The sequence below is a fragment of the Saccharopolyspora karakumensis genome, from assembly GCF_004349225.1.
In the GTDB taxonomy this organism is placed as follows: Bacteria; Actinomycetota; Actinomycetes; order Mycobacteriales; family Pseudonocardiaceae; genus Saccharopolyspora; species Saccharopolyspora endophytica.
This window is the reverse complement of sequence record NZ_SMLA01000010.1, coordinates 1-13,022: the sequence shown is the minus strand read 5'-3', so window position 1 is coordinate 13,022 and position 13,022 is coordinate 1. Positions and strand designations below refer to the sequence as shown.

12 protein-coding genes and 1 pseudogene are annotated in these 13,022 nt (G+C 68.0%); 10 read left to right on the top strand and 3 right to left on the bottom strand.

Annotated elements, in window-relative coordinates; all coding sequences use genetic code 11:
* Nucleotide 1 precedes the first annotated feature (1 nt).
* Complete coding sequence (locus E1202_RS09400) at nt 2-2,182, bottom strand: DUF6541 family protein (RefSeq protein ID WP_132682260.1); 2,181 nt, start codon at nt 2,180-2,182, stop codon at nt 2-4.
* Nucleotides 2,183-2,557: 375 nt separating this feature from the next.
* Here E1202_RS09400 and E1202_RS09395 point away from each other — a divergent pair, with 375 nt between their 5' ends.
* From E1202_RS09395 to E1202_RS09370, 6 genes are all read left to right on the top strand, one after another.
* Nucleotides 2,558-3,244 carry a glycosyltransferase family 2 protein gene (locus E1202_RS09395; RefSeq protein WP_207918527.1) on the top strand — a complete coding sequence of 229 codons (687 nt, stop codon included), beginning with the start codon at nt 2,558-2,560 and terminating at the stop codon, nt 3,242-3,244.
* A 2-nt stretch (nt 3,245-3,246) separates the two neighbouring features.
* Nucleotides 3,247-3,624 carry a DUF2304 domain-containing protein gene (locus E1202_RS09390; protein ID WP_132682256.1) on the top strand — a complete coding sequence of 126 codons (378 nt, stop codon included), beginning with the start codon at nt 3,247-3,249 and terminating at the stop codon, nt 3,622-3,624.
* 134 nt (nt 3,625-3,758) lie between these two features.
* Nucleotides 3,759-5,045: a hypothetical protein gene (locus tag E1202_RS09385; RefSeq protein WP_132682255.1), complete on the top strand. Its 1,287-nt coding sequence runs from the start codon at nt 3,759-3,761 to the stop codon at nt 5,043-5,045.
* Between the two features lie 73 nt (nt 5,046-5,118).
* On the top strand, nt 5,119-6,021 hold the full coding sequence (locus E1202_RS09380) for a glycosyltransferase family 2 protein (protein WP_132682253.1): 903 nt from the start codon (nt 5,119-5,121) through the stop codon (nt 6,019-6,021).
* Nucleotides 6,018-8,039 carry an arabinofuranosyltransferase gene (locus E1202_RS09375; RefSeq protein WP_165943802.1) on the top strand — a complete coding sequence of 674 codons (2,022 nt, stop codon included), beginning with the start codon at nt 6,018-6,020 and terminating at the stop codon, nt 8,037-8,039. The genes E1202_RS09380 and E1202_RS09375 overlap by 4 nt, the downstream gene beginning before the upstream one ends.
* A 145-nt stretch (nt 8,040-8,184) precedes the next feature.
* Nucleotides 8,185-9,255, top strand: a complete 1,071-nt coding sequence (locus E1202_RS09370) for an NAD-dependent epimerase/dehydratase family protein (protein WP_132682249.1) — start codon at nt 8,185-8,187, stop codon at nt 9,253-9,255.
* A 274-nt stretch (nt 9,256-9,529) separates the two neighbouring features.
* On the opposite strand, the gene E1202_RS09365 is transcribed toward E1202_RS09370, so the two are convergent.
* Entirely contained in the window at nt 9,530-10,567 is a 1,038-nt protein-coding gene (locus E1202_RS09365; protein WP_132682248.1) for an LCP family protein, read from the bottom strand.
* A gap of 148 nt (nt 10,568-10,715) precedes the next feature.
* The gene (locus tag E1202_RS09360; RefSeq protein ID WP_165943801.1) at nt 10,716-11,306 is read right to left on the bottom strand and encodes an FkbM family methyltransferase; all 591 of its coding nucleotides are present in this window, start codon (nt 11,304-11,306) and stop codon (nt 10,716-10,718) included.
* Nucleotides 11,307-11,332: 26 nt separating this feature from the next.
* Here E1202_RS09360 and E1202_RS09355 point away from each other — a divergent pair.
* The 4 genes and pseudogenes from E1202_RS09355 to E1202_RS31725 all read left to right on the top strand — a co-directional run.
* Nucleotides 11,333-11,962, top strand: a pseudogene (locus E1202_RS09355) (methyltransferase); the annotation flags it as partial.
* A gap of 102 nt (nt 11,963-12,064) precedes the next feature.
* A complete protein-coding gene (locus E1202_RS32550; protein WP_207918526.1) occupies nt 12,065-12,580 on the top strand; it encodes a sulfotransferase domain-containing protein in 516 nt (171 codons plus the stop codon).
* Nucleotides 12,534-12,833: a sulfotransferase domain-containing protein gene (locus E1202_RS32545; protein WP_207918525.1), complete on the top strand. Its 300-nt coding sequence runs from the start codon at nt 12,534-12,536 to the stop codon at nt 12,831-12,833. Before E1202_RS32550 ends, E1202_RS32545 begins: the two co-directional genes overlap by 47 nt.
* The gene (locus tag E1202_RS31725) at nt 12,830-12,967 is read left to right on the top strand and encodes a hypothetical protein (RefSeq protein WP_207918524.1); all 138 of its coding nucleotides are present in this window, start codon (nt 12,830-12,832) and stop codon (nt 12,965-12,967) included. Before E1202_RS32545 ends, E1202_RS31725 begins: the two co-directional genes overlap by 4 nt.
* Nucleotides 12,968-13,022: the final 55 nt, after the last annotated feature.

Here is a 13,022-nt window from a genome sequence, read left to right as displayed (position 1 = left end):
CTCACCGACCGGCATGGGGACTGGTAGGCGCCCCGTTCGGGTAGCAGGCGGAGATCTTGTACAGCTTCATCACGCCGTTGGACTCGACCAGTTCGAAGCCGGGCGCTCGCACCGGATCCTCCAGGCCCGGGTAGATCCGCCGGGTGGTCGGGACCGGATCGATGAGCAGGAAGCGCACGTTGACCTCTCGCGCGACCTGGCACACGCGCGGGTTCGTCGTGACCTCGTGCAAGTGGTCGGCCAGGAACCGCTGGTTCGGGTTGCCAGAGCCGTTGATGTGCGGGAACAACACTTGCCGGTGGAAGAGCGACCACAAGAAGGGGCTGGCGTCTTCTGGGTTGTTCGCCACCACCGCGTCTTCCGGAATCCGGTGTGTGATCCGCTGGTAGAAGTCGAACTTGACGGCGAGTTCCACGCTGGGCCGATGCAGGTTTCGCAGGAGCAGCGCGTTGCGGCCCTGGTACAGCCCCTTGGTCAGGCCCAGCAGCACGAGCACGACCAGCACGACCGAGCCGATGGTGGCCAGCCGGTGCAGGCGGAACTCGCGGAACCAGGATCGGCGTTCCGCCCATTCCTGGAGCGAGGTCGCCAGCGCGATGATTCCGAAGGTCGCGAGCAACGCCCCCGTGGTGGGCAGCATCGCTGCGAATCGATGGGAGTCGTTGAACCAGAACGCGGTCAACGACTTGGTTGTCGGGGACTGGACGCCCGCGGTCATCACGTACAACAGCCCAATGCCGAGATGCGCTGTGACGATCCACCTGGCGCTGCGGGCGCGCCAAGCCGATACGGCACCGACCACGATGACCGCTGAGAGCGCCCACAGGGCGCGAGCGCCGTTCGTCCCGTTCAGCAAGAACTCGCCGACCGCGGCCGACGCGGTGCCGGACACCGGCCAGTTGGTTTCCGCCATGTCTCGGACAGTGGCTGTCGAGCTGACGGCGACGAACGCCGCCGAAACCGCTACCAGCACGCCGAGCAGCGAGAGCGCGGCGCGAACGGTGCGACCCGCGCGGTGCGTGCGGCGAGCCCATTCCGCCAGCACCCACCCCGCGGGAAAGACGCTCAGCACAGCCAGCCCGAACAAGGCGCCGGTGTGCGCCAACCCCAGCGCCAGGAGGAGGACGGGCAGCAGAACTGCCGCTCTGCCACGACCGACCGAGTCCGATACCGCGAGACCGGTCAGCGAGAGCACGAGGCCGAGTCCGATCGGGACCATCGCCTGTCCCAGCGAGTAGGGCCACAAGGCCCCCCAGTAGAACAAGCCCCAGGGAAAAGACCCGAACGCCAAGGCCAGACCGCTGGTGAGCAACAGCGGAACCGGAGCGCGCCCGAATACTTGCCGCGCCAGGAAGAGGCAGCTCAACGGCCAGACGAGCACGGCGATCGTCCCCGTCGTGGCGTTCGCCGCCACGTGGAGCGGAGCGCCAGTGCTCATGATCACGATCGAGGTGATGTCGAACCAAGCGGCCGGGTAGAACCCCGACTTGGCGCGAGGGTCTCCCAGAGCACCCAGGCTCAGCGAGGACCCGTCGCCCGAGTCCAGGATCTGCGCCAGGGCGCTGTAGTGGAACGTCGTGTCCCACGTCCACGACACGAGGTCCGGTGCGCCGAAACCGCGAACAAGGACGACCGAGCCGATCACGACTGCGACCAGCACGCCGATGCCCGCGGCGAGCCTGGTCCGCGCTGGATCGGACATCGGGCGATCCGACCCACGACCCGTCCAGGCCCAAACCCGGGAGCCGAGAAGCACCAAGATCGTGAACGCGACGAGGGCAGCAGCCGCGACCGAGGGCGACCAGCGGACGTTCAGCGGGGCTGTCACCACAGCCGTCGTGGCGATCACGGCAGGCGGTACGAGCGGCGCTGTTCCCCACGCGGCGATCCCGCGCAATCCCAGCGCGTAGCAGGCGGGCGCACCGACCAGAACGAGCGTGACAGCGGCAGCCAGGGCGGCGGGGGCCGCGGCCATCCAGCTGACGCTCGCCAGCCCGGTCACCGCGAAACCCCGGCCTTCAGAAGGGCTGGGGGCAGCCATCGCTGACTGACGTAGACGACCTTCACCATGAGTGCCTTTCGCATACTCGAAACTGGGGACCGGCCTTCGTGCGCCAGCGCACAAATCTTCTGTGAACCGAGATATTGTGGCGTTTCCCGCTCTCATGTACCAGCCGGGCACTCGTGTCGCCGGATACTCCCCGGTCAGGGGAAAAGCTATGACCCGAGCGGGTTCCGCCCGGACGTTCGAACGGCGAGGGACGGGAAGTGGCGCGCCATGCGCCCGACCGGAAACTGGAAGAGATCGACCACCATGAAAGACAAGGTGGTTTCGCTTTTGCCGAGTCGGGTCGGCTGTGCAAACCTCGGTCACGTCCTCGCGATGTTGATCAAAGGCGCGAGGGGAACGGCGGGGAAGGCGGGATTTCGGCGCGCCTGATCGGCTGTTCGATCGCTGAGAACAGGTAACCGAATTCGGATCAACAGCACGCCACTTTCGGGTGTCGCACTGTTCTGATCGAACCCCGGTTTCCCCGCGCTACGACTGGGAGAAGACGTGGCTTACGACGACACGTGGCTTGTTGTGCCCGTTTACAACGAGGGACAAGTCGTCGAGGACATCGTCCGAGACGCCTTGCGAACCTTCCCGAACATCGTCTGCGTCGACGACGGGAGCAAGGACGATTCGGCGGAGTGCGTCAGGCGTGCCGGAGCCCACCTCGTTCAGCACTCGGTCAACCTCGGGCAGGGCGCGGCGCTGCAGACCGGGATCGAATACGCCCGAAGTCAGCCCGGTGCGCAGTACTTCGTCACGTTCGACGCCGACGGCCAGCACCAGGTGGTCGACGTGCAGCGGATGCTGGCCAGACTGGTTGAGGGCGAAGTGGACATCGTCCTGGGGACCCGCTTCTACGGCAATGTCCGCCGCATCCCGCTGACGAAGCGGATCATCTTGCGCACCGTCGTGCTGCTGAGCCCACGACTGCGAATGCTCGATCTCACCGATGCGCACAACGGGTTGCGCGCCTTCAACCGAACCGTCGCCGAGCAGATGAACATCACGCACAACGGAATGGGTCACGCTTCCGAAATCGTCAGCATGGTCCGCAGGTATTCGTGGCGGATCGCCGAAGAGCCCGTGACCATTCTTTACACCGAGTACTCGAGGGAGAAGGGGCAGTCGGTCGTCAACGGCGTCAACATCCTCTTCGAGAGCATGCTTCGAGTCGGACCTAGGCGGTAGCGATGCTGATCCAATACTTGCTGATCACCGCCGTGGGTTGCTTCCTCATCTTCTTCCTGCGCCACCACGGCTCGACGCGGGCGGCGGCCGGGGCGAAGCTCTGCTTCCTGGCCTTCGTGGCCTTCAGCGTCTACGCGGTGCTCCGACCGGACGACATATCTGCCCTCGCACGTTGGCTCGGGGTCGGCCGAGGTACGGATCTGCTCGTCTACGGACTCGCCACGGGCTTCGCCTTCGCCTCGATCAACACCTTCCTGCGCTTCAAGGAACTCGAGGTGCGGTACGCCCGGCTGGTGCGCGTGATCGCGTTGCGCGATGGGGCGAGCGCACCGCCAGAGCACCGCGGAAATCTCGGTCAGCCCGCTTCAGACGAAGCCTGATGCGCCGTCTTCGGCAACGCCCCGCGACGGGCGCGGGAACACGCTGTGGCGCGGGGAAAGGGGACGGTGTGATCGGCGAACCTCCGGGCTCGCGATCCGTTCGGTCCGGATCCCGGCTGCGGTCGGCCGGACTGATGAGCGGCGGGACGGTGCTTGTCGGTGCCGCCGGATACGCCTTCGTCGCGCTGGGCGGCCACACGTTGCCGGCAGCCGACGCCGCCGCGCTGTCATCGTTCTACCTGCTGGTCAGCACCATCGGGCCCGGATTGTTCGTCGCGCTGGAGCAAGAGACGAATCGAGCGACGAGCAGTGCGCTTGCCCTGGGATCACCGCAAGGTCCTGTGATCCGACGGGCCGCGACACAGGGAGCGGTGCTGTGGGCGGTGGGCTTTCTGATGCTGGTAACGATGTACCCGTTCCTCGTCGAACGCTCTCTGCTCGGGCACCGCGAACTGTTCTGGGCGATCGTGCTCAGCACGGTGACGGCCGGAGCCGTCTACTTCGTACGAGGTGTCCTCGGTGGTATGCAGCGCTTCGACGGCTACGCCGCCACGCTCGCGGGCGAAGGACTGATGCGGCTCGTTCCCGCGCTCGTCATCGCGGCAGCTGGCCTGGCCACGGCGGGGCTTTACGGGTGGGTCTTCGCGCTGGGCAGCGGTGTCGGCGCGGTCGCCGCACTCGGCTGGGTCCGCAGGCGCGTCGACCCCCAGAGCTGGGACACCCCGACGGCGTCGGCCGATCTCGTGCCGGGTGCGGCCCGCGCACGTTCCGGGGCTCCTCGGGTCCGCGGGTTCGCCTCCCTGGTGAGCGCGACGCTCTTGGCCCAGGCTGTCGCCAACCTCGCTCCGGTCGTGGTGACCGCACGACTGACCGCGGAACCGGCAACTGCGGCCGCGTTCGCCGCTGGATTCATCCTCGCTCGGGTGCCCCTGTTCGTCTTCTCACCGCTGCAGGCGGTGGTCCTCCCCGCCGTTTCCGCCGCGGTCGCTCACGGCGAGACCGTCAGGGTGTACCGGATAGTTCGACCGGTGCTGCTCGCCGCGACAGGCGTCTGCGTGCTCGGGGTCGTTCTCCTGAGCACCGTCGGCCCGTGGGCCGTGCGCACCTTGCTCGGTGCCGAAGCGCCGGTCTCCCGAGTGGTGCTCGGGCTCCTCGGAGCCGGAACGCTGCTGCTGATCGCGGCTCAGGTCCTGCAGGCCGCGCTGGTTGCGCTGCAGGCCCACCTGGCGATCACGGTCTCGTGGCAGCTGAGCATCGTCTCCTTGGTCGTCCTGCTGATGCTGCCGATCCACCCGGTCCAAGCAGCCCTCGTGGCGCAGCTGACCTGCTCTGCGGTCGTAGTGATCGCCATGAGCACAACGCTGGCCGTCCGCCTTCGCAGCGCCGCTGCCGTTCCCGCTGCCGCGGCGGCGCCCGGCTGAGATGACCCCGCAACGACCCATCCACGGCAGCACGCGCTCGTGCCGGCCAACCACAACGGAGGGACACCCGATCATGACCATCGACATCATGCTGCCCTACTACGGCGACCCGTCCTTGCTGCGGATAGCCGTGCGCAGCGTGCAAGCCCAGGAGGATCCTGACTGGCGGCTCACCGTCGTGGACGACGGCTATCCCGACGACAGCGTCCCCCGCTGGTTCGAAGAACTGGACGACGAGCGCATCTGCTACCGACGCAACGCGGAGAACCTGGGCGCCAACGGCAACTACCGCAAGTGTGTCGACCTGATCGAACACGATGTCGCAGTGCTCATGGGCGCCGACGACGTCATGCTTCCCGACTACGTGAGCACCATCAAGAAGGTGCACCGGACTCATCCCGAGGCCGGGATCATCCAGGTCGGAGTCGAACTCATCGACGAGTGCGGCAAGCCATACCGGACCGTGGTCGATCAGGCCAAGCAGATGCTCTACAGACCCCGGGTCGAGAAATCTCGAGTCATGGGCGGCGAGGAACTCGCCACGAGCCTGATCCGCGGCAACTGGCTCTACTTCCCCGCGTTGGCCTGGCGATCGGATGCGCTGCGGAACAACCGGTTCCGCGAGGGGCTCAACGTGGTGCAGGACCTCGCTCTGGTGATCGACCTCCTGCTGTCCGGCGAGACGATGGTGGTGGAACGCGATGTGTGCTTCCAGTACCGGCGGCACCGCGCCAGCGACTCATCCATGCGTGCGTTGACCGGCAACCGGTTCATCGAGGAACGGGACTACTTCCTGCAGATCAGCCGGGAGCTCGACGCGCACGGCTGGCAGCGCGCGGCACGCGCCGCCCGCAACCACGTGTCGTCGCGACTGCACGCGTTGACGGTGCTGCCGCAAGCGATCAGACACGGTCACCGGCCCGGCATCAAGCACCTCGCTCGGCACGCATTCCTGCCGGTCAGGTGGCCTCGTTGAACGGTGCACACCTGCCTGGACAGCCCGGCGGCAGCGTGGCCGTGCTGATCGACACCGGTGTCGCCGAGGAGAAGCCGGCTGCCCGCGGGGCGGACGCAGCGCCCGGTCTCGGCCGGCTCGTCTGGCAGGTGCCGACGAGCGCCGTGGTGGCCGGGTTCGTCAGCCTGGCGTTGCAGTGGTGCGTGGCCCGGTTGCCCATCCCCACCGGATCGAACGTGGCCGATGCCGTGTTGAACCTGACGAGCGTCGTGCTGCTGGCTGCGCTGCTCGGGCTCGTGGCCGTGCGCCGATGGGCAGGATGGGCCACGTCGCTGGTCTGGGCCGGCCTGTCGGCGCTCGGAACGCTTCCGCTCGCCTTCCTCCTGCACGGCAGCAAGTTCTACCTCTTCGGCCTCTCCGGGGACCAGTTCTTCCGCACCCAGTACCTGACCCGCCTCGCCGATTCCCCGGCGTTGTCCGACGGGAACTACGCGGAGTTCCCGCCGTACTACCCGGCCGGCTGGTTCTGGGTGGGAGCCCGGTTCGCGAACCTCATCGGGTTTCCCGCGTGGGCGGCCTACAAGCCGTGGGCGATCATCACCATGGCCGTGGCGCCCGTGCTGGCCTTCGTGCTGTGGAGCGTGGTGGTCCGCCGCCCCGTAGCCCTGCTGCTCGCGGTGCTGTGCGGCCTGGTGGGCCTGCGGGTGGCGGCGTACGAGCCGTACTCGTGGGTGGTGGCCGCCGTCCTCGTGCCGATTTCGGTCATCGTCTGGCAGCAACGAGCGACTTCCGGGGAAAACCGGCCCAGGACTGGTTGGGGAGCGCCGATCCTCGCGGGACTGTGCTTGGGTGTCTGCGCTGCGGTGTACACGCTGCTGGCCTTCTTCTTCGGCGCCGTCCTGCTCACCCTGGCCGCCGCAGCTGCGATCGCCGACTACCGCACGACCCGGCAACAGCCGGCGGGACCGTCCCCGGCACACCCTGTTCCCGGGTGGAAGCCCATCTGGACCGCCACGTCGCGCTTCCTCGTTTCCTGCGCCGTCGCAACACCTTTGGCGTTGCTGGTGTGGACGCCGTACCTGATGCGGGCGTTGGTGACCCCGCACGAAGGCAATCCGGCCGGACACTTCCTGCCGGAAGCCGGGGCATTCCTGCCCACCCCGATGATGGAGTTGTCCGTCTCGGGGCTCGTCTGCCTGATGGGAGCGGTCTGGCTCCTGTGGTCTTGGCGTCGCAGCGAGGTCGCCCAGGTACTCGGCTTGCTGATCCTGGGCTGCTACCTCTGGTACCTGAGCTCGACGCTCGCGCTGTCGGTCGGCACCACGCTCCTGGCCTTTCGAGCCGAACCCGTGCTGCTGACCTGCTTGGTCTGCGCGGGCGCTCTCGGTGCGTGGGAGTTCGCCCGATGGGCCGCATCCGCCTGGCAGCAACATCGTGCGGCGTTCCTGCGCACCGGGTTCGCCCTGACCCTCCTGGCCTTGCTCGCGCTGAGCCAGACGATCCCGAAGGCCCTGGAGGACGCGGTCACGCCGGGCCTGTTCACGCAGGCATATGCGACCTACGACGACACCGGCCACCGGGCCGCACCCGAGCCGAATCACGAGGACGGACCGGCCTGGAACGGTGAACTGCTCGCGACCCTCGACCAACTCACCCGGACACCGCCGAGGGACACCGTGATGCTCACCAGCGAGACTCAGTTGCTGGCACTCCGCCCGTACCGGGGTTTCCAGACCGTGGTCAAGGCCTACGCGAATCCCTTGGCCGATTACGACGAACGGCGGGTCCTCATCGATTCGTGGGCACGCTCAGCGGGGCCGCACGAGTTGCTGACCGCCTTGGACCGCAGCCGGTTCGCTCCCCCGACGGCGTTCGTCTTCACCCGGCAGGCGGACGGCCTGCACATCACGCTGTCACGTGACGTGTTTCCGCAGAACAACTCCGCGTCCGACGACGTCGTCTTCCCAGCGGAAATCTTCACCTCGCCACAGTTCTCCCGCCGTGACGTGGGCCCCTACACGGTAATAACCCGGCGTTGAGCAGTTTTCACGTTGTTGCGATCCAGACCTGCTCATCCAGCCACTCACGATCAGGAACGATCTCACGCGGCCGAATCCTTGAGATCTCTCACCACTTCGTGGATTCGGCCCGGCGGAAGTCATCACACAGGCGGATGCTCGGCTCATGGACACGATCGTCACAGGCGGCGCCGGATTCATCGGCTCGACGTTGGTCGACCGGCTGACGCGCGATGGACATCGGGTGCACGTGATCGACAACTTCAGCCGCGGGCGGCGGGACAACCTCGCCGCGGCAGAGGGAACGGGCAGGTGCACGGTACACGAACTCGACGTCACCAGCACCGACCTGACCACGGTGGTCACCGACGTTCGCCCGGACGTCATCTTCCACCTGGCGGCGCAGATCGACGTGCGGGTGAGCGTGCACGCCCCGCTGGCCGATGCGATGGTCAACGTGCTCGGCACCGTCAACGTGGCTGAAGCGGCCCGCAAAGCCGGAGTCCACAAGGTCGTCTTCGCCTCCTCCGGGGGCGCCATCTACGGCGCGGCCGATGCGCTGCCGGCGGCCGAGGGCACCCCGTTGCGGCCCCTGTCCCAGTACGGGGCCGCGAAACTGGCAGGTGAGATCTACTTGAACACCTACCACGAGCTGCACGGTCTGGACTGCACGCACCTGGCTCTGGCCAACGCGTACGGGCCGCGGCAGGACCACCGCGGTGAGGCCGGGGTGGTCGCGGTCTTCGCCAACGCCCTCCTGATGGGTGGGCCCACCTACCTGTTCGGCGATGGCGGGAACACCCGCGACTACGTCTACGTCGACGACATCGTCGAGGCTTTCGTCCTCGCGGCCTTCCGCGGTCGCCCGGCATGTCGGTACAACATCGGCACCGGCGTTCAAACAACGGACCGCGCACTGCACTCGGCCATCGCGGTAGCCGTCGGCGCCGCCGATCAGCCCGAGCACCGCCCCGCCCGGTTCGGTGACGTCCGCGCTTCGGCGCTCGACGGCTCGGCCGCCCGCTCAGACCTGGGTTGGACGCCGCGCGTCGATCTCGCCGAAGGAATCCGTCGCACCGTCGCTCGACTGCCCAGGACGGTCGCGCCGCCGCAGCGGCGCACCTCCGGGGTCTCCTCCCCGTCGGTAGCGGACGGCCCATCGACCACGACTGGTTCAGCTCGGCGCCTGGAAACCGACCTCCTCAAACATGGTGACGGAGCCGCAGAAGCCCTGTGATCCGCGCGAGCTCCTTCAAGGCCAGTTCGGCGCCTGGTCCCACATGCGCAGGATGAAGTTGGCGTCGTCCTGGGCGATTTCGACGAACAGGTGCGCGGCTCATAAGTGCGGTGCACGTGCAGAACTCTGCTGGACGCGGTAGCTGAAGATGTCCTTCGTCCCGCTTGCGCGCGATCACGTCCGGCCATGCAGGCAGGTCGCGTAGACGTGCTGCACGCCGTGCTCGGCCCACGCGCCCCACGAACGAACTTCCGCGGATGCTTGCCGGGGGACGTCAGTTCACGATCAGGTCCTCCGGGACCGGGTCGTCGGTTTCCATTGCCTTGAAGAGCCGCAGCGCTTTCTCCCTGTCCCACTGGTGGGCCTTGGCGTCGGTGACCGGAACCGTCGTCGTCACCACGCCGCCCGAGGACGTGCCGCGCATCGCCCGACCCAGCGACAGCAGGTCGCCCGGGCCGTCCGAGTCGAGCATCGTCAACGCGCTCGCGCCCTCGTCCGCCAGCGCGTACGCACGGAACGGGTTGATCAGAGTGGTGATGCTCGACGCCTCGGCGGCCAGGGCGCCGATGAACTTGCGCTGGTTGGCGACCCGGTCCAGGTCCGATCGCGGGGTCGCGTCGCTGTAGCGCATTCGCACGAACGTCAGGGCGTCCGGGCCGTTCAACGTCTGGCAACCGGCTCGGAGGGTTTGACCTGTCTTGACGTCGTGCATTTCCTGGTCCAGGCACATCTCGACGCCGCCGACCGCGTCGACGAGACCCGCGAAGCCGCCGAACCCGACCTCGGCGTAGTGGTCGATGCGCAGCCCGGTGGCCTGCTCCACCGTCTGCGCCAGCAGCCGCGGGCCGCCGACGGCGAAGGCCTCGTTGATCATCGTCCGGCCCTGTCCGGGGACCGGCACCCGCGAGTCGCGCGGGAGGCTGATCAGCGTGGGAGTCGTGGAGTTGTCCGGCAGGTGCGCGACCAGGATCGTGTCCGTGCGCTGACCGTCCGCATCTCCCACGTGCAGGCCCGCCGCCGTCTCCGGATCCAGCCCTTCCCGGCTGTCCGAGCCCACGACCAACCAGTTCGTGCCCGCAGTGGCCTCCGGTCGGCCAGGGTAGTCCGGGAAGGCGTCGATCCGGCGTACCGACGAGTCGACGTGGAACCAGAGCCAGCCCGCGAAAACCACCGGGAGCACCAGCACGGCCACCAGCAGCGGAATGATCAGGCCCTTCCGACTCCGTCGCTGCGTCACCGGCCCCCGCCGCGCCGGGCTGATCACCGGTCGCTGCCGAGCGTTCCAGTCGCGCCGGGTCTGATTGGTGTTCATATTCGAGAAGACGCTCCGGGCGGCCGGAGGTTGTCCGCGTCGCCGGGAGGGCGTTTTCGTGTCGAACCCGGGGAACGAGTTCCGATCACGACCGAACCGCCTACCTTTCGACCGACATCACGCACACCACCGGCCACTCCTGCGGCCGCTACCGCGTGGCGTACACCATCGATTGGCGCAGAACGTCCGGGATGTCGGGCGCGCGCTCCGTCGTCGCGGTGAATCCGTGGGCGTCGATAAGTCCGAGGACCGCGTCCACGCGGCCGTCCAGGTCCTGCACTTCGAGGACGCACTGCCGCACTCGCCGCCAGTCCGACGGGTCGAGGCCCTCCACGACCTCCAGCTCCGCGCCCTCCACATCGATCTTGAGCAGGTCGATCGGGCCCTCGGGCGCCCAGTCGCGCAGCGCGTCGGACAGCCGGCGCACCTCGGCCTCCACCTCGACGCCTCCCATGATGCGGTCCACCGCCGCCGGGCCGATCTGCTCCACGATCAGCTCCTGGTTGATCTTCTTCTGCTCCGGATATCGCGTGGAGTTCCCGTGCAGCGCGGGGTAGAAGGTGAAGCTCACCCGCGCTTCGGGCCGCCTGCCGAGCGCTGCCCGCACGACTTCCACACCTGTCGCGCCGTGGTTCTCCAGGTTTTCCACGAGAGCCCGGTGGGTCGCGGGGATCGGCTCGAAGGCCAAGATCCGCGCGCCCGGGCACTCCTGCTTGAGGAACAGGGAGAACAGTCCCACGTTCGCGTCGGCGACATCGGCGGGCGTGCGGACGCCGAGGCCGCGCAGCAGGACGGCGCCAGCCGCCGCTGGAGGCCGTCTTCCACCGCGCGATGACCGCGTTCACGCTCCGCTCGGTGGACGCGCTGGTCGAGCAACCCGTGTTCGCCGACATCCGGCACGTCCTCGACGTGGGCGGCGGCGACGGCAGCACGTCGGCGCGGCTGGTCGCGCGCTACCCGGGATTGCGGTCGACGGTGTTCGACATGCCGAGCGTCTCGCGGCTCGCGGAGGACGCGCAGGCGGATCGGGTCGACCTGCTCGCGGGCGACATCTTCACCGATCCTTTCCCCGAGGGGCCGGACGCGGTTCTGTTCAGCCACGTCCTCGAGATCTTCGACGGTGACGACATCCTGCGGCTGCTCCGCAAGGCATACGCGTCGTTGCCCTCGGGCGGGAAGGTGCTGCTCTACGGCTACAACGTGTCGGACGACGAGACGGACGGGATCTTCGGCGCCCGGCTGGGTCTGTACTTCAACGTCCTCGTCAGCGGCCGGGGCATGGCCTACCCGGCACGGGACTACGAACGCTGGCTCGGCCAGGCCGGCTTCGAGCAGGTCGGCACGACCGGCGGCCTCCCCTACGAACACGGGCTGACCACGGGCGTCAAACCTTGACGACCGGGCCCGACCGTAACGGTGGCCATCTCGGATGTTCGCGCCCGACGGCGGCGGGAGGCTGGACGCCATCTGCCCCTTCGTCCGTTGAGGATGTCCACCATGGCTCTTCGAGGCCCGCCCGAGCGGCGCCGATACCGTTCGCCGCAACAGGACAGCGCCCGCTGGGACGACTTCCCGCTGCGCGAAGGTGACATCGTCATCAGCGCACCGGCGAAGTCGGGCACGACGTGGGTGCAGATGATGTGCGCACTGCTCATCTTCCAGGAGCCCGAGCTGCCGCAACCCTTGTCGACGCTGTCACCGTGGCTGGACCAGCTGCTCGTTCCGCAGGAAGAGATGTACGCGAAGCTGGCCGAGCAGGAGCACCGCCGCGTCATCAAGACGCACGTCCCGCTCGACGGCCTTCCGCTCGATGCGCGCGTCAGCTACATCGTGGCCGCCCGGCATCCCCTCGACCGGGCGCTGTCGCTGTACCACCAGGCCGCCAACATCCACGCGGAGTGGTTGCGCGCCTTCCAGGACGAACCGGACGAGCAGTCTGCAACGGCCCGCACCGACGCTTCCTCCCGTGCGCGAGTGGCTGCTGAACTGGTGCACTCCCGGGGCGTCCGATGAGGAGAACCGGGACATCGCCGCGGCCGAACTCCACCATCCCCTCGACGCCTGGAACCGGCGCGCGGACCCGAACGTGCGGCTGATGCACTACGACGACCTCGCCGCCGACCTGGAGGGCCAGCCGGCATCGCTGGCGGCATGGCTCGGCATCCCGCTGGACGAGGCGAACCGGCGCGAGCTGGTGAAGGCCGCGACCTTCGACGAGATGAAGGCCCGCGCGGATGGGTGGCACCGGACACGCAGGTTCTCGTGAATCCGTCGGACTTCTTCCGCGGAGGGCGCTCCGGCGCCGGACGCGACGTCCTGACCGAGGAAGATCTGGAGTCGTACCGGAAGCGGGTCAGCGCGCTGGCTCCGCAGCCGTTCCTGGACTGGCTGAACCGCTAGCCACCCGCTTGAGGCGCCTTTCCGAACGGACCGCCCGATCGGGTCGGGTGGGCGG

Excerpts from the sequence above, each read along its gene's own strand:
- E1202_RS09390 (WP_132682256.1), top strand. The coding sequence starts at position 3,247 with ATGCTGATCCAATACTTGCTGATCACCGCCGTGGGTTGCTTCCTCATC.
- E1202_RS09385 (WP_132682255.1), top strand. The coding sequence starts at position 3,759 with ATGAGCGGCGGGACGGTGCTTGTCGGTGCCGCCGGATACGCCTTCGTC.
- E1202_RS09380 (WP_132682253.1), top strand. The coding sequence starts at position 5,119 with ATGACCATCGACATCATGCTGCCCTACTACGGCGACCCGTCCTTGCTG.
- E1202_RS09370 (WP_132682249.1), top strand. The coding sequence starts at position 8,185 with ATGGACACGATCGTCACAGGCGGCGCCGGATTCATCGGCTCGACGTTG.
- E1202_RS09365 (WP_132682248.1), bottom strand. The coding sequence starts at position 10,567 with ATGAACACCAATCAGACCCGGCGCGACTGGAACGCTCGGCAGCGACCG.
- E1202_RS32550 (WP_207918526.1), top strand. The coding sequence starts at position 12,065 with ATGGCTCTTCGAGGCCCGCCCGAGCGGCGCCGATACCGTTCGCCGCAA.